Annotated in this window: 14 protein-coding genes, 1 tRNA gene and 1 rRNA gene; 4 read left to right on the top strand and 12 right to left on the bottom strand. The window is 52.3% G+C overall.

What is annotated here, in order from left to right; translation table 11 throughout:
- Positions 1 to 854: 854 nt before the first annotated feature.
- On the top strand, positions 855 to 3161 hold the full coding sequence (gene helD / locus JUF13_RS09430) for an RNA polymerase recycling motor HelD (protein WP_203639426.1): 2307 nt from the start codon (positions 855 to 857) through the stop codon (positions 3159 to 3161).
- Between the two features lie 54 nt (positions 3162 to 3215).
- On the opposite strand, the gene JUF13_RS09425 is transcribed toward helD, so the two are convergent.
- From JUF13_RS09425 to JUF13_RS09410, 4 genes are all read right to left on the bottom strand, one after another.
- Positions 3216 to 3677, bottom strand: coding sequence for a hypothetical protein (locus JUF13_RS09425; RefSeq protein WP_203639425.1), 462 nt, complete (start codon positions 3675 to 3677; stop codon positions 3216 to 3218).
- Positions 3678 to 4211: 534 nt separating this feature from the next.
- Positions 4212 to 5393: a cation:proton antiporter gene (locus JUF13_RS09420; protein WP_203639423.1), complete on the bottom strand. Its 1182-nt coding sequence runs from the start codon at positions 5391 to 5393 to the stop codon at positions 4212 to 4214.
- A 1136-nt stretch (positions 5394 to 6529) separates the two neighbouring features.
- On the bottom strand, positions 6530 to 7864 hold the full coding sequence (locus JUF13_RS09415; protein WP_203639422.1) for a dihydrolipoyl dehydrogenase family protein: 1335 nt from the start codon (positions 7862 to 7864) through the stop codon (positions 6530 to 6532).
- A gap of 55 nt (positions 7865 to 7919) precedes the next feature.
- A complete protein-coding gene (locus JUF13_RS09410; RefSeq protein ID WP_203639421.1) occupies positions 7920 to 9185 on the bottom strand; it encodes an MFS transporter in 1266 nt (421 codons plus the stop codon).
- A 188-nt stretch (positions 9186 to 9373) separates the two neighbouring features.
- Here JUF13_RS09410 and JUF13_RS09405 point away from each other — a divergent pair, with 188 nt between their 5' ends.
- The 3 genes from JUF13_RS09405 (at position 9374) to JUF13_RS09395 (ending at position 11070) form a co-directional block, all read left to right on the top strand.
- Positions 9374 to 9820, top strand: a complete 447-nt coding sequence (locus JUF13_RS09405) for a DUF3290 domain-containing protein (RefSeq protein WP_203639420.1) — start codon at positions 9374 to 9376, stop codon at positions 9818 to 9820.
- A gap of 3 nt (positions 9821 to 9823) precedes the next feature.
- Entirely contained in the window at positions 9824 to 10462 is a 639-nt protein-coding gene (locus tag JUF13_RS09400; RefSeq protein WP_203639419.1) for a DUF421 domain-containing protein, read from the top strand.
- 77 nt (positions 10463 to 10539) lie between these two features.
- Positions 10540 to 11070 (top strand): NUDIX hydrolase, encoded by a 531-nt coding sequence (locus JUF13_RS09395; protein ID WP_203639418.1) that lies wholly within the window; start codon positions 10540 to 10542, stop codon positions 11068 to 11070.
- Between the two features lie 66 nt (positions 11071 to 11136).
- On the opposite strand, the gene JUF13_RS09390 is transcribed toward JUF13_RS09395, so the two are convergent.
- The 8 genes from JUF13_RS09390 to rrf form a co-directional block, all read right to left on the bottom strand.
- Positions 11137 to 11343: a hypothetical protein gene (locus JUF13_RS09390; protein ID WP_203639417.1), complete on the bottom strand. Its 207-nt coding sequence runs from the start codon at positions 11341 to 11343 to the stop codon at positions 11137 to 11139.
- 124 nt (positions 11344 to 11467) lie between these two features.
- On the bottom strand, positions 11468 to 15226 hold the full coding sequence (locus JUF13_RS09385; RefSeq protein WP_203639416.1) for a MucBP domain-containing protein: 3759 nt from the start codon (positions 15224 to 15226) through the stop codon (positions 11468 to 11470).
- Positions 15227 to 15380: 154 nt separating this feature from the next.
- On the bottom strand, positions 15381 to 16232 hold the full coding sequence (locus JUF13_RS09380; protein WP_203639414.1) for a C39 family peptidase: 852 nt from the start codon (positions 16230 to 16232) through the stop codon (positions 15381 to 15383).
- A gap of 17 nt (positions 16233 to 16249) precedes the next feature.
- Positions 16250 to 17152: a C39 family peptidase gene (locus JUF13_RS09375; RefSeq protein WP_203639412.1), complete on the bottom strand. Its 903-nt coding sequence runs from the start codon at positions 17150 to 17152 to the stop codon at positions 16250 to 16252.
- Positions 17153 to 17167: 15 nt separating this feature from the next.
- Positions 17168 to 17953 carry a CAP domain-containing protein gene (locus JUF13_RS09370; protein ID WP_225893680.1) on the bottom strand — a complete coding sequence of 262 codons (786 nt, stop codon included), beginning with the start codon at positions 17951 to 17953 and terminating at the stop codon, positions 17168 to 17170.
- A gap of 433 nt (positions 17954 to 18386) precedes the next feature.
- On the bottom strand, positions 18387 to 19607 hold the full coding sequence (locus tag JUF13_RS09365; protein WP_203639410.1) for an RNA-guided endonuclease TnpB family protein: 1221 nt from the start codon (positions 19605 to 19607) through the stop codon (positions 18387 to 18389).
- Between the two features lie 208 nt (positions 19608 to 19815).
- Positions 19816 to 19888: transfer RNA gene (locus JUF13_RS09360), tRNA-Thr, on the bottom strand.
- Between the two features lie 72 nt (positions 19889 to 19960).
- Positions 19961 to 20077: ribosomal RNA gene (rrf, locus tag JUF13_RS09355) — 5S ribosomal RNA — on the bottom strand.
- Between the last annotated feature and the right edge of the window lie 52 nt (positions 20078 to 20129).

The raw sequence follows: 20129 nt of genomic DNA, 5'->3' as shown, positions 1-20129 counted from the left end.
GCACCTCAGGAAATGGTGACTTTGAGGCTCGACCCTTGAGGCTCAAAGCAAAACTGGAGACCGCCCTTTGGCTCCAATCGTCAGCCCACAACCTCCACTGACAAGAGGCAAAAGAACAAAGTATCAGCGAATTCCACTCCGCTTGTCGCCAACCTCCGCCACCGTCAGCCCTGCAGGGTGGTTCAAAATAGGCCCAGCCGCGGGATTTCCTGAGGGCACCTCAGGAAATGGTGACTTTGAGACTCGACCTTTGAGGCTCAAAGCAAGTCCCGAGACCGCCCTCAGGCTCGGGGCGTCCTCCCCACCACATCCATCTAAAGAAGAACAAAGTGTTAGCCGAATCCCACTCCGATTGTCGCCACCTTCCGCCACCGTCAGCCGCAGGGCGGGGCTAAATAGACTCAGCCGTGGGATTTCCTGAGGGTACCTCAGGAAATGGTGACTTTGAGACCCGCCTTTCGAGGCTCAAAGCAAGACTGGAGACCGCCCACAATATCTAATGATGCTGAAAAAACTAAGTGTCAGTGCAATCCCACTCCGATTGCTGCCAACCCTCACCACCGTCAGCCCTGCAGGGTGGTTCAAAATAGGCTCAGCCGCGGGATTTCCTGAGGGCACCTCAGGAAATGGTGACTTTGAGACTCGACCTTTGAGGCTCAAAGCAAGTCCCGAGACCGCCCCTCAGGCTCGGGGCGTCCTCCCCACAGCGTTCCGGCCTATTTTGACCCACCCGGAAGGGCGAAACCAACCCCCAAAAGAAAAATGGCGACAATCGAAGGGGGATTGATTGACACGGCCGGGGAATATGACTAAACTTGTTAGGCACTTTAGCCTAGCAAAAGGAGGCGGTCAGTTTGACCACCAGCGAAGAAGCACAGGAACAGCAGCGCGTCGACCGCGTGGCAAATGAAATTGGTAAGCGCATCGCGAAGACCGATGCCGACTACAACGCCGCGCACCAAGAATTGCGCAACGTCCTGCAGAATTATAGTGAAAACACCTCGGTCAACTGGTTTGAAGTCGATGACCGAATCGAAACCAGTGCTGAACTGCAACAGCAACGGGCGCTGGTCTCCCGGCTGACTGAAAACCAAAACATTATTCAAGACCAATTGGATACCTTTAAGGAACTCCAGAAGTCCCCTTACTTTGGCCGCATTGACATCCAGGATCCGGGCGAAACGCAGTCCGAGTCCCTCTACATTGGGACCGCCTCATTCGTCGACGATGACCAGAACTTTTTGGTCTACGACTGGCGCGCCCCCATCTCCAGTATCTACTACAACGGAGTGTTAGGGAAGGTCGCCTACAGCACCCCCGCTGGCGACCAACAGACCGACCTCTTAAAGAAACGCCAATTTTTGATTCAAAATGGGCAAATCGAGAGCATGTTCGACACCAACGAAACCGTGGGGGATGAAATGCTCCAGCATGCCCTGGGCGAGCAAAACGACGCCACCATGCAAAATATCGTGGCGACTATTCAACGCGAACAAAACGACATCATCCGTGATACCAAGAGTGACCTTCTGGTAGTCCAAGGGGTCGCCGGTTCCGGCAAGACGTCCGCCATTTTACAACGAATCGCCTTCCTGCTGTATCACAGTCGGCGGGATCTAGAGGCTGATCAAATCGTTCTGTTTTCGCCTAACCGCCTGTTCAGTCACTACATCAGCGACGTGCTCCCCAGCCTGGGTGAGCGGAACATGCGGCAGGTCACGTTGGCAGAGTTCCTGACGCAACGATTCCAGGGACTCAACGTGCAAACGCAATTTGAACGCTACGAGGCCGACCAGAAAACACCGGTCAACCTCCCCCTGCGCAATTTCCGGGAAAGTGCGGCCATGATGACGGCGGTCAAGGACTACTGTTACCAGTGTTCACCGGCCGATTTGAAATTCACGGATATTCGCTTCAAGAGTCGTGTCTTCTTCAGTAAGGAAGAAATTCGCGATATCTACAGCCAATTCCCAGACGCCACGGCGCCGGCCGACCGCCTACTTCGGACCAAGAACGCCCTGGAAAAACGGCTCAAGCACCGCATCGCCGACGAGGCCAAGGCGGACTGGGTCCGCGATACCATCGACCAACTCAGCGATGAGGATTACCACAATCTGTTGGGCGAAAAACACCTCGGCCAATTCGAGCAGTTGGACGATGAAATTGACTTCATCGCCCGGCAAATTGTTCGGCGGCGCTTGCGGTCGGTCGACGATGCCATTTACAACGGCTACTTCTTGGACGCCTACAGCCAGTACACGGCGTTTCTGCAACAGTGTCCCCTACCGGACGACGTCTCCGCTGATGACTGGCAAACGGTCATCGATGCCTACCAACACGACATTGAGTTTCACCGGCTGGCGCTGACCGACGCGGCGCCGTTGCTCTACCTGCGGGACATTCTCGCGGGTGGCGGGGCCAATCACCGGATGCAGCACCTGTTTGTCGATGAGATGCAGGACTATTCGATGGCCCAACTGATTTACCTGCAACACGCCTTTCCCCGGGCCAAGCTCACCCTGTTGGGCGACAGCGAACAGGCGCTGTTCAAGGCCGTGGAAGCACCGGAAACCATTTTGAAAAAGTTGGACGCCGCGCTAAACGTCAAGCGGTCTCGGCTGATTACGTTGCGGCGGTCCTACCGCTCGACGTTGCCCATCACCACCTTTGCCAAGGCACTCCTGCCCGACGGTGACCAGATTGAGGCCTTCAACCGGCCGGGCGACCTGCCGAAGGTCATCATCCGCTACGATGCCGCGGCGGCCTTCAAGGCGTTAGCTCACGAGCTGAAATTAGAGCTCGCGACCAACGGCACCGTGGCCATCCTGACCAAGAGCACGGCGGAGGCCAAGTACGTTTACCAGGAACTCCACCGCGACTTCGACATCACGCGGCTGACGGACACCGACCGTTCCCTGCCAAAGGGCATCGTCGTCCTGCCAATCTACCTGGCCAAGGGCCTCGAGTTCGACAGCGTCATCGCCTACAACGTGTCCGCGGAGAATTATCCCAATGAGCAGCTGACCGGGACGCTCTACACGATTGCGTCGCGGGCCATGCACCATTTGACGCTGTTATGCATCGGCGCGGCCTCCCCGCTGATTGCCTCCAACAAGATTCCCGCGTCAGACCTCACGATCGAACACGAATTTCAAAATTAGCTGAAATTAAAAAGTCTCACCAGCAGAAATTGTTGGTGGGACTTTATTTTTTGCCTATGATAAGCCGGCGGGCGCCTTCATCGTGGCGAAGGTCGCCTTGCGGACATAATTTTTATAGCCCTTGTAGAAGTGCAGCTGTTGCTTGGTCACCTTGACCTTGTACGTCATGCGTTGCCCGTCAAACTGGACCTGACTGCCCTTAGGTGAATACTGAATCCCGGACAACCGGTAAACGTGTTTGCCTAAGGATTGGTATTTCAGCTTTTTCAAACCATATCCGGGCAGCCGATAGTAGCGTTCGCTGGTGCTGTCGTAACCAAATAGGTTGCCCGTGCTCTTGGACTTGCTATAGGTGATGTAGGCCTTGTTGTCGTCTTTACCGTTGTAAAACCAGGTGTGGCGCAAAACTTTCGGCGTCCCCGTGTGCCACGTCGCCGCTTGGGCTGATGACAGGTTGTTCGCCGTTAAGCCGAGGGTGACGGCTGCCAATCCGATTAAAAAATAGGGTTTCTTCATGATTATTCCTCCCGTGAAATGTTCCGCGCTGCGTCTAGCTTTCCCTAAATTTACGCGTCTTCCCCCGATAAAGCAAGTCTTTCACTGGACTGGGCGTTTCTAGGGCTGGTTCTGGGGCGTTCCCGGCGGTGGATTCAAGGTCCCCTGCTGTGGGGAACGGCTCCAGCCTGAGAAGCGGTCTTCCACCTCGCCTTGAAACCTCGCAAAGAATCGCGAGTTTCCAAGGTCGTCCCGTGGTCTAAGGCTGAGAAAATCACTCAGCCAAGACCACCGACACAGCAGGGAACCTTGATCCACCTCTGGTCACTCAGACTGGCCGTAGAACCCCAATCCAGCAGACTGGCTTTACACCCTTATATTCTGATTGGGCTTTTCCACTGCTAAGCGAAGTCTATTAATTTTCTACACGCTAAGTTGCCTGGCCAGCCCAGCTGGTTGGTTAGCATTTTTTGCGATTTTAGCTTACTTAAACTTAAAGGCCCTGCTAAATTCATCACGAATTCGGCAGGGCCTTTACCTATTTTATTTAATCACTTAGACCGCCTGTTCTGGCCGGCCCGCTGGCATATGTTTCAATGCCTGTTTCAATAACAGTGGTGCGATGACGGTGGCTAAAATAATCACCAGAATCATGGCGGAGTAATCACTCCCACCGAGCAGACCGGCCTGATGACCAATCTGGGCGGTGATCAAGCCCATTTCGCCCCGGGCAATCATTCCGGTCCCAATCACGGTACTGCTGCCCGTGGTAAACCCGCTCAAGCGCGCACCCAGGCCGCAACCAATTAGCTTGGTCACACAGGCCAGCACCGTTAAGATTGCGATGATGCCCAAGTTATCCGCCAAATGGTTCAGCGTCATATTTAACCCGACACTCACGAAGAAGACCGGAATGAAAATGGCATTCCCCAGTGGTTCCACGTGATCGGCCAGCACAGCGCGGTATGGCGTATGGGCTACCGCAATGCCGGCAAAGAAGGCGCCAATCGCCCCACTCAAGCCGACCAAATTGGCAATCCAGGCCATGCCGAGGCAGATGACCATCGACATGATGGTCACACTGGAGGCCATCACCAGGCGTTCGCTCAAATGCATGAGGTATGGGGCCACCCATTTGACCAGGATGTACGTGCCGCCAAAGAACGCGACCTGTTCCACTAAGACCAAGGCCAACGCCGGCTGACTCCCGGCCGTCTCGATGCCCTGACTAGCCAACAGGCTGATCATTAAGGACAGCAGCACCACGCCGATAATATCGTCGGCCACGGCCGCCCCCAGAATCGTGGCGCCCTCCCGCGTCGTCAGGGCGTGATATTCCTTCAACACCGCAACCGAAATGGACACGGACGTGGCGGAGAAAATCACCCCGATAAAGAGGGATTCCAACGGTGTAAAGCCCCACCACCAAGACGTCAGCCCCATCAGTGTCACCGGAAAAATGACGCCAGAGGTTGCCACCACAATGGCCGGGCGCAGATATTTCATCAGTAACTGCAGATTACTCTCCAGCCCCCCGAGAAACATCAAAATCACCACCCCGATATCGGCAAATAAACTAACTAAGCTGTTGAGCTGTACCCAGTTTAGCAATGCCGGTCCGACGATGATACCTACTAGCAACTCCCCGATAACTGCTGGAACGCCTAGACGGTTCGCTAAGTTTCCCGCCAGCGTCGTCAGTACCAGGATTAAACACAACGTTCCTAGAAATGCCACGCGGATCCCTCCTTCAATAAAATTTAATAAATACTATCATACGCCACATTTGGACAACACAAAAGCACCACCGGAAACTTTTTGGTGATGCTTGCGTAAGCTATGCCTGATGTTGTGGCCGACAAGACCAACCTAAAACCAATAATCCCCACAAAATAGCCAGCCCCTCCGCCGTCAAGTCCACAGCGGATTGCCGCGGATAAGTCAGTAGCCAACTCGTTGCGGGCAATAACAAAAACCAACTAAACCAAAAACTACACACACGCTTTTTCCGTTCTAACCCCCACATTAGCCAGTCCCCCTCCTGGAATTGCCGCCAGTGTACCACGCTTACGAGGGGGCAATGGCCGCTAACCATTCAGTTACTTGGGTAACCGCGCAATCTGAAAATAGGCCTGACCAGTTCGTTCCCGGCGGTGGATTCAAGCAGCCCTGCTGTGGGGAACGGTACTCAGCTTGATTCCCCTCTGGTCACTGATATTGGCTATATATTTTCTACTAGTTATTACAGCTGTGACGAATCAGCTTCTCACCCCATAGTCTGTGCAATTTTGCGTTCAAAAATTCATAATGACAACCACTATAGTAATAATCGGTTCAACTTCTGAATAGCTAATCCCCAATCAATCACAAAAAGGCCCAGCCACTTCAAAACATCTGAAGTAGTTGGACCATCAATTTAATAACTCAAATAGACTGGGCTAAATTCCGTATCGACCACAAGGCTGGAAATGCTGGGCCGGCCAAGGGAACGACCAGAGACGAGCCACGACCTTATTTAGACGATGACCATCCAAACAGCCAAAACCAACAACTCAGAACGGCTACTCGCAATTCAGCGGGCTAAATCCGTGTGAGCCGCAGGGCTGGAAAAACTGGGCCGGTCGTGGGAGTGACCAGAGGCGGATCAAAGCGACCAGCTGTGTCGATGGTCTTAGCTGAGGTTTCTCACTCAGCTTAGAGCATGGGACAACCTTTGAGACCGCCCCTCAGGCTCAAAGTTGAGGTGGAAGCCCGCCCTTTGGCTGGAACCGGCCCCACAGCAGGGCACTTTGAATCCGCCGCCGGGAACGGACACGACCAGGCCCAGTTTTCACCAGCCCGGAGGCGCTGCAAACCACCAATCTAAACAGAGCTTAATTGAAGTAAGTCAGGTCTGAAGCTAGTGTTGGATAGGCCGTGATCATCCGGTTGATGTCTGCCGTAGTCATGTGATTTTGAATCACAAAGTCCAAGTAGTTGATGACCTGCTCGGCCTCGCTACTGAGAATCGTCGCCCCCACAATGTTGCCGCTGATTTGATTGACCACGACTTTGATCCGTGCCGCCGGGTCCTGAATCCGCTGATAGCTGTACCAGTGGGTCAAATCCAAATCCGTAACGTGGTACTTGTCGGGTGCTGTTGCCGCCTCGGCGGTCGTGACGCCCACCTGGGCCAGTTGCGTTTTGCCGTAAACGACGGACGGAATTGCTGGATAAACAATGGCCGCCGCATCCCCCGTCGCCAGGGTATCCGCCAGGTACTGACCTTCAAAACCGGCAACCGGCGTCAGCTTGGGTTGTGGCCGGTCGACCACGTCACCGATGGCAAAGACATGGTGGTTAGTCGTTTGGAGCTGGCCATTGACCTTGATGCCATGCCGACTGGTGACCACGTCAATCCGATTCAAGCGGAGGTCCGCAGTAACCGGCGTTCGACCTGCCGTGGCAAAGACCAAATCTGACGTCCAACTCTCACCCGTGGCCGTCGTGACGCGGTATTGATCATCCGCTGGCGTCACCTCGGTGATGTCGGTGCTTAATTTGACATCGACCCCCTCAGCGGTTAACCGGGCCAATAAGTCCGTGACCAGGTCACCATCGAAGGCCCGTAATGGCCGGTCGCTGTGGTGAACCAGGTGGACACGACTACCCGCGGCACTGGCGATGGCCGCCAGCTCAACGCCGACAAACCCAACCCCCATCAACGTGATGTCTGCCGGAAGGTTGTCCAGGTCCAGAAAATCATTACTGGTCCGTAACCACTCCTGCCCCTTAATAGCGGGCAAATGAGGTTCTTGGCCGGTCGCAATGATCCAGTTCGTCGCGGTCAGCTGCGTCTCGCCCACCGTCAACGTGCCATCGGCGTTAAAGCTAGCGGTCCCGTGAAAGTTGGCGATACCAGCGGATTGCAGGCCGCCCTGGGTACCGCTGGGAATCTTCGCCGTGTACGCCCGTTTGGTGGCCATTAAGGCTGGCCAATCCAGCTGGGGCACACTGGTGAGACCGTGACCCTGGAGCGCTTCACTGCGCCCCTGAGCCTCCACCGCGGCCATCAAAATCTTCTTCGGATCACATCCCCGGTTGGGACAGGTGCCACCCCACAGGTCCTTTTCCACCACGGCGACGTTCATCCCGCGCGCATGTAACCCATAAGCTGCGGCTAGGCCACCCGGGCCACCGCCGATGATGACAACATCAAATTCTTGCATGTCAGACTCCTCCATTTCGTGTCGATTACGTCTCCGAGTTTAGCACGAAAATGGGTCAATCAGGCGTATTTTGTTCCGTGCCGGCATGCCGGTGAACGGCGAGGTAATTGACGCCAATGTACACCACGATGACAATCCCGGTCGCCAAATAAATGGGGCCCGCTGAAACCTTTTGAAAGGCAAACCCGTAAAATGCCGTCCCTAATGGCAGGGCCAGTTGCAGCAGCGTGGAAAACGTCGAACCGACTCTTCCCAGTAATTTGGTGGGCACGGTCATCTGCATGTAGACCGACATCGGCGTGTTGACGAAGGCCAGGATCCCCCCGATGATAAAGGAGATACCAATCAGACTGGCGACCAGCAGGAAGCTGGAGATGGGCACCAGGAAGAGCCCACCGATGACGCCAATCAGAACACCCAACAGCATGGCTAACCGTAAGACGGCAACCAGTACATTTTTAAACCGGGGCAGCACCGACAGGACTAAATTACCGACCAGGACCCCACCGGCAAAGGCGCTTAAAATCCAGCTCAAGCGGGCGTTGCCCAGGTGGCGGGTCTGCACGATGGCGTAGGGCAAGCCGACGTCGATCGAAGAGAATAAGAAATTTAGAAAAATACCGATCGTCACGATGGTAAAGAGTGTGAAGTGGCGCCGGATAAAGACCAGGCCGACCTTAAATTGTTGCCACTGAGTCTTGTCCGTGTCCGCCTCGTCTTCGTCCGTGGCCTTCAGGGGATGGAAGTGCATGCTCAAGGCAATCAACCAGGTCAAGCTCTCGGCTACGATTTCGACTTCCACAATCCCTTCAAAGCCAATCCAGCCATACAGCGCGGCGGCCAGCACCGGTGAAATCAACTGGATTCCCGCCGTTGCCGCCTGTTCAATCGTCGCGAGCGTTTTAATGTGCTCGTCGTTGACCAGTTCGTGGATCGACGCAGTATAGGTCGTCGAGGTCACTTTGTCTGCGCAGGCAAGGATGGTTAGCACCACAACCGCCAATGCCATGACGTTGCTGACGCGGTTCGCTAATAAAGCATACCCGACGAACGCCAGCAAGGCCACGCCCCGACTGGTCAGTAAGAGTGGCTTATGGCGCCGGCGGTCCACTAAGTTGCCGACCGGCATGACCAACAGTAAACCGACCAGCGGATAAATAATCGATCCCAAGCCAAAACTGATGGCGGAGTGGGTCGTATGTAACAGCATGAGTCCCAGGGCAAAGCTGAAGGTGTCGCCACCAAGTGTCCCAATGATGTCGCTGCTAGCGGCCTTAACAATTTGAATGACCGACTGGCGATTCGTGATTTGAACGTCCATGGTGGTCCCTCCTAATGTAAATATTCTCATTATACTCTAATCGTTTCTTAATTAAAATATTAATTGGCCGGGTTGGCAAGTCAGCTGAATATCTAACGATTGAAACGACTTTTCCGCAAACGTAGTCCGACCCGCAACCACCATTTCGTGATAAAATAACCCCTAGTAACTATTGAAGGGAGTACACGATGACATTCTATACTTATGGGTATCTAACCAATCATCACAACACCTGGCAATACGCCCGCATTGGCCTACTAATTGCCCTCTTGATTGTTTTCATTGGTTTGTTCGTTTACTACTTACGCCACCGGTGGAACGTTAAATATAAAGATATGAGTATTATTACCGGGACCCTACTTTTACTCGTCCTGGGCTTTCAAATCAATAGTCTGGTTTCCTTACGGTCGGCAACCGAACAGACCGGTGAGATTACCAGTACCGTCACCACCGTCGCCAAACAGCTGCACGTGGCCCCCACCCAGTTGGCGGTCAACGCGACCAATACGAATACCAATTTATTGATCAAGGCCCCGCAAGGCTATTACCGCTTGGATTACAACGCTGATGGGTCCGCCTACGTTTTGGAAAAGGTCCAGTTACACCGGCCGAAGATCACACTGGTAAAGGAGTAAGCTATGTTCGTTTATTCAGATGTTTTTATTAAATTGCTCGTTGGTTTTATTTTTATGACTCTGCTGATCAATTTCTCGGGGAAAGGCAACCTAGCCCCCACCTCCGCTATCGACCAAGTGCAAAACTATGTCTTAGGGGGAATCGTTGGTGGGGTCATCTATAACTCGGCCGTGACCTTAATCCAGTTCATCATGGTGTTACTGATTTGGTCACTGCTGATACTGGTCACCCGCTACCTCAAGATTCACGTCCGGGCCGTTGGCAAATTCATTGACGGCGGTCCCATCACGGTGATTCGCAACGGCCAGTTATTGGTCCACAACTGTTTAAAGGCCAATTTATCCGCCAAGGAAATTGATTTCAAACTCCGAACGGCGGGCGTTTACCAAATTGATGACGTTAAACGGGCTATCGTCGAGCAAAATGGGAGCTTAACTGTGCTCCGGCAAGGTGACGGCTCCATTCGCTACCCGGTCATCGTGGACGGGCAGATTGACTACGACGTTCTGGAATTGATGAGCCACGATGAAACTTGGCTCTTAGCGCAACTGAAGCAACACGGAGTTCAGAACGTGCGGGACGTCTACATGGCTAAGTATGAAAATCACCAGTTCGAGATTACCCGTTACGACGAAGCCTAAGCTCTTCAATAAATTTAACGGTCAACGTTTTGTCCTAAAAGTGGTACGCTAGACTAAAAGGTAAGGAGATGACCGGCATGGCCGCGGATCGGTTAAGTGAGTATTGGGATATTTATAATCGGCGCCTACAACGCGTCGGTCAACAACAGCGGCGCAATCCCGTGCGAGCCGGTGAATTTCATTTGGTCGTGGATGCCTTTATTTTCAATCCAGCGGGCGAAGTGCTCTTGCAAAAGCGGTCGCCCAACAAGCTGAACTTTCCCGATTGCTGGGACTGTTCCGTCGGCGGCTCCGTCGTCGCTGGTGAAACCATTACGGCCGCCATGCACCGTGAAATGGCGGAGGAGCTGGGACTGGATTTACCGGTCACGCCGGCGGACAACTATCTACTCCAGCCCCATTCTCACTGGATTGAGGCCTGGTTCGCCTTTCAAACGGACCAGCCAGCAAGCGCACTGACGATTCAGACGGAGGAACTCCAGCGGGTGGCCTATTTTGATCTACCAGCTGCCCATGAACACCTCAAACAGATTGGCTTCAACGCCTACACCCAGGAGCTCCAGCGCGCCTGGGCACATATCCAACAACACAGTCAAATTGATTCATGACAAAAAGGTATGACCTCGTCAACTGACAGGGCCATACCTTTTCATTTCCGCTACTCTTTGGCGTTGCTAGTCCTTACCTTGCTTCGCTGATTCTTGTTGGCGCCCCCGTAGCACCGCCAACAGTGTTCCCAGCCAAACCAACGGTGTCGCTGGTTGTCGCAGCGGGACTCCCCCAGTCCGCAACGACTTGTGTGTGTCTTTAGCTGGTCCCGTTTCGCCGCACTGCTCGGTCGTTATCCCAGCAACCGGTGCTGTCGGCTTTTTTGATTTCATAGCTAGCCTCCTTTAATTTTAAAAATATTTTTGTTCACTATATCAGGTAACCACTGGATTTGGACTCTGTATAACACCCATTTTTTCAGTGTCCCCTAACGCTTCTATTCTGCGCGTATGCGTGCTAACTCTGACGCCGTTTGCGGTTGACCAATTTCCAGCCACCCAGTGTAAGGACCGTTAACAGGGCACCTACCCAAGCAGCAGAAGATTGTTGCTCGTTGGCTTGTGGTAAAATACCGTTCGCGGTCTGCCCACCAATTGTACTGCCACTGTGGCCGTAACTACCGGAGCCGCTACCGCCAGTTGACCCCGTTGAGCCGGTTGAACCAGACCCGCTGTAACTTAGCCCGGTTGGTGCATCGTCGTTGGTCGATGACGTCCCACCCGTTAACGTGTCTGCCGCGGAACCTGTAACGTTTTGGTCACCCGTATCGTCAGGACTTACCGTTCCCGTCACGCTGCCAGTATCACCGGTTGTGCTACTACCGGTCCCATTGCCAGTCGTTCCCGTGCTGACGTCGGTCGTGCCGTTACCTGAACCGGTGGTGTTCCCAGTTCCGATGCCACTGTTGTTATTGCCGGCATTGTGATCGTCGCCAGTGCCCGTGTTCCCGCTGCCTTGGTTATTACCGTTAGCATTGCCATTGTTACCGCCAGTGTTGGAACCGGAACCCCCGGTGTTACCATTGTTGTTGCCATTGCCGGTACCACCTGTGTTGCCGTTACCCGAGTTGCTACCAGAGCCATTACCTGAACCAACACCGGTATCGTTGTTATTATCATCGGTGTTGTTACCCGAGTTAGAGCCGTCGCCGGTGTTGGAACCATTCCCGTTGCCGGATCCATCTCCGTTACCAGAACCATTTCCGTTACCAGAGCCGTTCCCGTTGCCGGAACCATTTCCGTTGCCAGAACCGTTTCCGTTACCAGAGCCATCCCCGTTACCAGAGCCGTCTCCATCACCAGAGCCGTCCCCGTTACCGGAACCATCTCCGTTGCCGGAACCGTTTCCATCGCCAGAACCATTCCCGTTGTCGGAACCATTTCCGTCACCAGAACCGTTCCCGTTGCCGGAACCATCTCCGTTGCCAGAACCGTTTCCGTTACCAGAACCGTCCCCGTTGCCAGAACCCTCTCCATCGCCAGAACCGTCCCCGTTGCCAGAACCGTTTCCGTTGCCGGATCCATCTCCGTCACCAGAACCATTCCCGTTGCCGGAACCATCTCCGTTACCAGAGCCGTCTCCATCACCAGAACCGTTTCCATCGCCAGAGCCGTCTCCATCACCAGAACCGTTTCCGTTGCCGGAACTATCTCCGTTACCAGAACCGTCTCCATCACCAGAACCTTCCCCGTTGCCGGAACCATCTCCATTACCGGAGCCGTCTCCATTACCGGAACCATCTCCGTTACCAGAGCCGTCTCCATCACCAGAACCGTTTCCGTTGTCGGAACCATTTCCGTTACCGGAATCGTTTCCATCGCCAGAACCATTCCCGTTGTCGGAACCGTTTCCGTCACCAGAACCGTCTCCATTGCCGGAACCATCTCCGTTACCAGAGCCGTCCCCATTACCGGAACCATCCCCGTTACCAGAGCCGTTTCCATCGCCAGAACCATTTCCGTTACCAGAGCCGTTTCCATCGCCAGAACCATTCCCGTTGTCGGAACCATTTCCGTTACCAGAACCGTCTCCATCACCAGAACCGTTTCCGTTACCAGAGCCATCTCCGTTACCGGAACCATCACCGTTACCGGAACCATCACCGTTATCAGAGCCATTCCCGTTACCGGAGCCGTCTCCATCACCAGAACCGTTTCCGTTACCAGAGCCGTCACCGTTGCCGGAACCATCACCGTTACCAGAGCCATCTCCGTTGTTAGATCCGTCTCCGTCGTCAGAGTCATCACCGTCGGAATCGCCATCTACACCAGTATCATTTTCATCTCCATCGTCACCGCTGCCGGAACCAGAACCGCCATCGCCGGAACCATCCGAACCGTCAGAACCATTGTCCTCACCGTTGCTACCGCCGTTGCCAGAACCATTACCACCAGGGCCAGTCACGTTGCCATCGTTACCGCCACCTGATCCAGAGCCGCCGTTACCATTTCCAGCGTCAGAACCGCCATTACCGTTTCCAGTATCGGAACCACCATCGCCGTTCCCAGCGTCGGAACCGCCATTACCGTTTCCAGTATCGGAACCACCATCGCCGTTCCCAGCGTCGGAGCCGCCATCGCTATTTCCAGCATCGGAACCGCCATCACCGTTCCCAGTATCGGAACCGCCATCGCCGTTCCCAGCACCTGAGCCGCCATCGCCATTCCCAGCATCGGAGCCGCCATCGCCATTCCCGGCATCGGAGCCGCCATCACCATTCCCGGCATCGGAGCCGCCATCACCGTTCCCAGTATCGGAGCCGCCATCGCCGTTCCCGGCGTCGGAACCACCATCGCCGTTCCCAGCGTCAGAACCGCCATCGCCGTTCCCAGCGTCAGAACCGCCATCGCCGTTACCAGCATCGGAACCATCATTACCATTCCCGGTGTTTGTATCACCATCACCGTTGTTATCGCTACCATTGGAACCGCTGTCATTTCCATCCGTTTCATAAACGAAGGTCACAGCCTGTTTTTCCTCGGTAAATGTCCCACTTGCTTGGCCCTCAACCTTTTTCAGTTTGTAGCCGGCAATTTTCTTTTCTTCCGCGGTATATGCCACACCTAAATTATCCTTCAACACGACGTCTTCGCTCAAGGTCTTGCCGTTTTCATCAACGTAAGAAACCGTGACTGGCGCTGGATAAACGTTGGATGAGTAGGTGTCAATGTACGTCCAAATTGGCTTGCCGTCATCCCCTAATACTTCACCGATCATGGCGTACCGGTTATCTTGACCGGCATTAGCAACCTTACCTTCACCAATCGTATCCGTCTTCCGCACCTTTTCCTGGACGGCTAAGTCTTTGAAATCCAGGCCATAATCCTGCGTGTTGGGCGTTGCCTTACCTCCGCTGAACCGCGGCTTGTAGAAACGCGTCGTCATTTGCCATTCTCCCAGCTCGTTGCGGTATTCCTGATAGTAAGAGGTGATACCAAATTCTTGGGCGGCGGTCATCTGCTTCTTCGTGCCATCGACCCAGATAAAGTCGTTGGCCAGATGGGCGTTGACTGTCTGACCCTTCAACCGGCTATTATCGGTGATGACCTGCCCAGCCAGCTTCAAAACCTCAAAGTTCGTGCCCTTCAGTGGGGAGAAGTCTTTGATGCGACAGCCTTCAAGCCGCAGCACCGACAATTCGGGTAGCCCGGCCAACGAGCTAATGTCTCTGATCATGTTGTTGCTTAGGTCGACTGACTTGAGCTTGTGGAGTCGTTCGAGCTGCTTCAGTCGGGTAATTTTTCCCTGTCCCTGACAAACGGGCTTTTGACCAGCTGTGAAATGGTTCTTGTCATCAAAGTTCCGAACGGACCCATCCAACGAGAGTTCTTCCAAGTCGGTGAAGTATTTCAACCCGTTCAAGGTGAATTCACCGGTTGGAATATTGGTCCCGTAAATCGTGTTTTCCGTTGAAATGGCCAACCGCTTGATGTGGGCAACGTCCCGAACTTTAACTTCAGAAAAATCTTGCCATTTTTTCCGGCTTTGATTTTCACGATTAAGCGCTTGCAAAACAATGTCTTGTAAGTAGGTGTTCGTCATTTCTTTGTCCAACCGGTCGCCGGGTTTTAAATCACCGGTTTCGACCACGCGGTGTTGGGCATCCACCGTAGCGGCAAAGACGTGCTTACTTTGGTCATCCGTCATCAACATTCCGGCCCCCACCAGAGTCGCTGCCGCCGTTAACCATAAACTTGTGCGTACGTGTTGTGTCATTTTCTTTTCCCCCAAAATTTTTAAATTTGATTGTCTGTTGTTCTCTCTCCGATAATTAACATCCTATCAGGTTGATACGCAGAAGAAAACACAATTCGTTGCACACAATCAAAAATGGAACCACCGCCTTCGAACGGTGATTCCATTTTTTTAATTAACGTACCGTAATTGCCCGTGAATACCGGGATTGGTACACCTTCATAAAGTTTGACGATTTGGTCCAATAAGTTTTATTTGGCCAGCTCTTTTTCATGTACGGATCAGCAACTAAAAATTGCCCGCGTTGATAGCCAACTAGCGCTAAAACGTGATAGGGACGGAATCCTTGCATGCGCCAAGCCCCAGAAAAGATGACGGCATTGCCGCGTTTGACTTCCGTGATCAACTGTTGCTTGCTAGCACCGGTAATATTTTTAGCCTGGGCATCATACGTTTTGGTATAGGCCGTTAGCGGTTTGGGATAAATGGTCCGGGTCTCCCCTGGACGACTCTCCGTGTACGGATTACCCACGAACCCCTTGCTAGGTGTCTTGGCCTTGGGCATCTTGGTGATGATGGTCTTCAAGCTGGTCTTGGTCGCAATTCCCTTGACCGACAGCGCCATCTTCATGCTGGCCGCCTCGCACGCATTAGGCGCGTACAGCGGGTACAGTTGACTGGTGTAGGTGTACGGCAACACATAACGACTGGTCTTTTTCAATCCCTGAGCATTGAGCCAACCGTAGTTATGCCCCCGCCGACTGATCTGAAAATACGTGTCCTTTCCTTGCTTGGCCACCTGATCCACTTGGACCAACTGACCGCTAAGCTTTCCCGTCTTACCTAACGCTTTGGCTTGTTTGGTGTACGGCTGATTCCATAGCCGCCACCCCTTGCTCCGAACAATGCGGGAATTATAAGTCCGCCCAGATTTAACGGTATAGCTGCTAGCACTGGCCGCCTGGCTCAGTCCCAGTAATCCGAGAGCAACGACAAACCCGGTAAAAATTTTTGGCCACTTTGACATGTTCATCCTCCTATCTCTTACTGAACAGCAACGGCGAAATGTTTGTAATTATAACTCCGTGCAAATTTCTTGGCGCTGACCCAATATTTGCCATGGTTCGGATCGGCCACATGGTATGCACCAGACTTATAGCCGTCGAGTAGCATCACGTGGCTGTTGTTGATGCCAGTGCCCCAGAAATAATGGCCATATTGCGCCTTGGCAAAGTGCAAGGTCACATAGACCACAACGGGATTATGTAGCCGGAGTTGCGCGCGTAACTTAGCCAACTTGGCCCCACTAATGTTCTTAACCGGCTCATACCGGTTCCCCCACTTGGCCAGTGGCTTAGGAAAAATGGATTGGAACACCCCTGGCGTCACCTTGTAGGGGCTCCCGGCAAACCCATTATTGGGATTATTATTTTTACTACGTAGCAGGTGTTTCATAAAGGCGACCAGGCCGGTGGAAGTCAAAACGCCTTTGTAGTGTAGGCCCTCAAGTAAACTGGCCGACTCACACCCCATCCAGGCCTTCACCGCCTGCTGACTCACATAGGGCGCGCCGAGCTTAACGGTCGTTGGCGTCTTGAGATAGTGCGCCCAGACCCAGCCACTCACCGTCTTTTTGGTTTTGGAACTGGTTGACGTCACGTAGCTATACCGATAGTGCTGACCGTTCGTCTTTTGAATAACCGCAGTCTTGCTAACGATCCAAGCCGTGTGCGGATAATTCTTCAACTGATGGGTCGCCGTTAAGGTTAATGCCTGACCAGTGGTCTTAAAGGCATACAACTTGCCCTTAACGTTACCGGTCACCTGACCATACCGGGTCACCGATTTTTGTGAAACGAGTTGTTGGCTGCTAGCGGCTTGGGCAGTTGCGCCCAGGCCCAAGACTGCTAAGCCGACAGCGAGTCCTAAACTAAGTTGCTTAAACATATGCGATCTCCTAACCTAAATTTGGAACAATTGGGCCATCATGGCTGAGCCGTCGGAGGCAAAGCTAAACCCAACTTGACTATAATGGGCCCAGGTATTGAGCTCCGTATCCCGGTGTAACTTGTCAACGGTCATCAACTCGTTGACGGCCGTCTGAGCAGTCCCTTTGTAGCTAATGTGGCCCTTGGCATTGTAAACCAGATTGGCCCCGAGGCCCCCAACCATCATGCCGGCTGGCGTGTAATAGGCAGGTAACTCTGCCATGGTCTCGGCATAACCGCTCATCTTGGCGTTGTAGGATTTACCATTAGGCCGAATATGATCATCGCGAATCCAGAGTTCATGCGCGCGGACGTTCACCTTTTTCAGCAGGCTCTTCCGGTGCTTCAACGGTTGAAGGCCTTGCTTCTTCCGGTAGGCGTTAAACTGCTTAAGGTAACTCGCAGCGACTTTTTTATTGAGGACGGACTCCTTCACATAGGTCACGGTCACCTTGGTAGGTAGTTGACTGTAATGATAAGCCTTCTTCAGTGAAAATGGCACGTAGCCTTTGATCTTTTTAACGTATCCGGTGCCACCGTTACCAAAAGTCCCAGTCCCACTAGCACTAAACTGACTGCCATAAGCTTGAACCGTAGCACCGGTCGTCGTAATCTGCTTAGCGGGTTTGAGAGTCTTTCCCGTGGTTGATTGGTAATGTACGGTCATCTGTTTTGCCGGTTGCGTCGTGGCTGCGAGTCCGGTAGTCGTACTAAGCAAGCCCAGTAACAAGCCAACCGCAATTCCCCATTTAGTTGTCAAAATTTCATCCTCCTTAAAAATAGTTACAGCTAAAGTATACAGCCGGTAACGCAAGGAAGACAAGGTTTCCCATGATATTAACCGCTCTTATCCAAAGTTATTTACCCTGTGACATTTGTTCTGGTATTCTGCCTTTCGTTCCGCATTAGAACCGTGCACAGCCCCCAGTGGATCATTAGGATTCTGATGTCGCTTCACCACGCCATACCTTAGCAGTTTAGCTGGCATCAACGATGTTAAGCGTTCAAAAATGGCGCAAAATCTGCGTAAACTTTTCCTTAATCCTAGACCAAGTCAATTGCCCCTGAATGAATTCAGAGGCTTGTCGCTCACGTGTCTGACGACACAGTAGTCCAACATACCCTTTAAGGCACTCCTACTCATAGTGGCAACATCATCGGGTAATTGACGGCTACCCGTTTAACTACTAGTTTTACCCAATAGCTGTTAGCTTCTTAATCTTTGGTCGTTTGATACCGTTTAACCAATCTCGACCAAGCATCTCAATATTCATTGCGACTAATCGGTCATCATTACAACGATACTGACATTGAGCGCACCAATATTCGTGAGTTTCGTGATGACGATTAGTCTTCTCAACTAGGCCACACTTCGGACATCTCTGTGAGGTAAATGCTGGATTCACTTTCACAACGGTACTCTGAATGGCCTGAGCCTTGTATGTTAAAAAAGACTCTAGCTGGAAAAAGGACCAAGAGCGATGGCTATTCCGAAGGGACTTAGGTAAGTCATCGGTGTTGAATGTTACGTTGGTTAAGTCCTCCAGGACAAAAAGTGTATGCGAACCGTATCGTGCAACGAGTGTCTTAGCTAGCTGATGATTCACATCAGTCATCCAGCGGTTCTCTCGTTGCGCTAGTCGCTTCAGCTTTTTCTTGGCAGACTTGGTACCTTTACTTTGTAGTTGCCGACGAATCTCCAGGAACTTCTTTCGCTTAAGTAAGATTTTTTGACCATCAAAGAATAGTACCTTGCCTTCACTATCAAAGATAGTCGCTAGAAAGCGCAGGCCCCAGTCAATACCCACAATTTGCGGGATATCCTTGGGATTGAAATCACTAACTTCCTTTGTGATACCAATATGCAAAAACCACTTACCCTGGGTGTGGACCAGCTTAGCGGTACCCAGTTTCCAGTTGTCGGTGAAGTAATTCTCGAATCCTTTATCAGTGAACCTCAACTTAGTTCGTTTACCTAGAGTGGTGATTGAGATCTGTTGCATCTTATCTACAAAAGAGTAATTACTCTGACGTACCAAGTCTGCTTGTGGCCGACGAAACTGGATGGGATTCACCAACCAGTTCAGGTCTCTAGGAACTTGAACCCACTCCTTTTCTTCGTTCTGGTAACGGTAAGGATGCTGCTTCATTTGTTCTCGGACGGTCTTGTAGCGAGCCACAACTGTCCGAAAAACAGATTGGACCATCTGACTGTTGAGCGGTGATTCTTGTCTGAATATTTTGTACAGATAGTGATTGATTTTTAGCCAGCTTAACTGAAACTCATGGTCAAAAATCCATTGACTAACAACATTAGCTACACGTTGATATTCCTGGCTCATTGCCAAAAATTGTTCCGCTTGATTCGTGTCTGGATAGAGTCTCAGCTTGATTGTTCGTCCTAGTTCAACCAATGGATACCTCCCCTGTAGATTGGGTCAAGTATACCATATCTAGCACTTTAGGGGAACGTATGTTTCGAAAAATATTATTAAGTTCTGGCATTCATCCCGCGATTAAAATCGCAGGTTTTCTGCTTAGTCTTTAACAAAAAAGGAACCACACCGGAATACGACTCCAGTGCGGTTCCTTCTAGACGAAAATGTGAAAAGCTTGCTGATAAGCCGCTTATTGGATTTGAACCAACGACCTCTTCCTTACCATGGAAACGCTCTACCTTCTGAGCTAAAGCGGCATAAGTCCATTATCGCGAACTTCGCAGAAAATGGCAATAAAAAAAGAACCCAATCACTGGGTTCTTTCGTTCGCGTGGCAACGTCCTATCCTCGCAGGGGGCGATCCCCCAACTACTATCGGCGTGCTAAAGCTTAACTTCCGTGTTCGGCATGGGAACGGGTGTATCCTTTAGGCTATCGCCACCACACTATAAGAGAACTTATTCCCTCAAAACTAGATATCATCAAATTATTTTCTAT

Origin of the sequence: Levilactobacillus wangkuiensis (genome assembly GCF_016861605.1) — a bacterium.
GTDB lineage: Bacteria > Bacillota > Bacilli > Lactobacillales > Lactobacillaceae > Levilactobacillus > Levilactobacillus wangkuiensis.
This window is presented reverse-complemented; position numbering and strand designations above follow the sequence as displayed.

Coding starts and splice junctions, on each gene's coding strand:
- JUF13_RS09400 (WP_203639419.1), top strand. CDS start 9,824: ATGTTCGTTTATTCAGATGTTTTTATTAAATTGCTCGTTGGTTTTATT.
- JUF13_RS09375 (WP_203639412.1), bottom strand. CDS start 17,152: ATGTTTAAGCAACTTAGTTTAGGACTCGCTGTCGGCTTAGCAGTCTTG.
- JUF13_RS09390 (WP_203639417.1), bottom strand. CDS start 11,343: ATGAAATCAAAAAAGCCGACAGCACCGGTTGCTGGGATAACGACCGAG.
- JUF13_RS09405 (WP_203639420.1), top strand. CDS start 9,374: ATGACATTCTATACTTATGGGTATCTAACCAATCATCACAACACCTGG.
- JUF13_RS09380 (WP_203639414.1), bottom strand. CDS start 16,232: ATGTCAAAGTGGCCAAAAATTTTTACCGGGTTTGTCGTTGCTCTCGGA.
- JUF13_RS09395 (WP_203639418.1), top strand. CDS start 10,540: ATGGCCGCGGATCGGTTAAGTGAGTATTGGGATATTTATAATCGGCGC.
- JUF13_RS09425 (WP_203639425.1), bottom strand. CDS start 3,677: ATGAAGAAACCCTATTTTTTAATCGGATTGGCAGCCGTCACCCTCGGC.
- JUF13_RS09385 (WP_203639416.1), bottom strand. CDS start 15,226: ATGACACAACACGTACGCACAAGTTTATGGTTAACGGCGGCAGCGACT.
- JUF13_RS09415 (WP_203639422.1), bottom strand. CDS start 7,864: ATGCAAGAATTTGATGTTGTCATCATCGGCGGTGGCCCGGGTGGCCTA.
- JUF13_RS09410 (WP_203639421.1), bottom strand. CDS start 9,185: ATGGACGTTCAAATCACGAATCGCCAGTCGGTCATTCAAATTGTTAAG.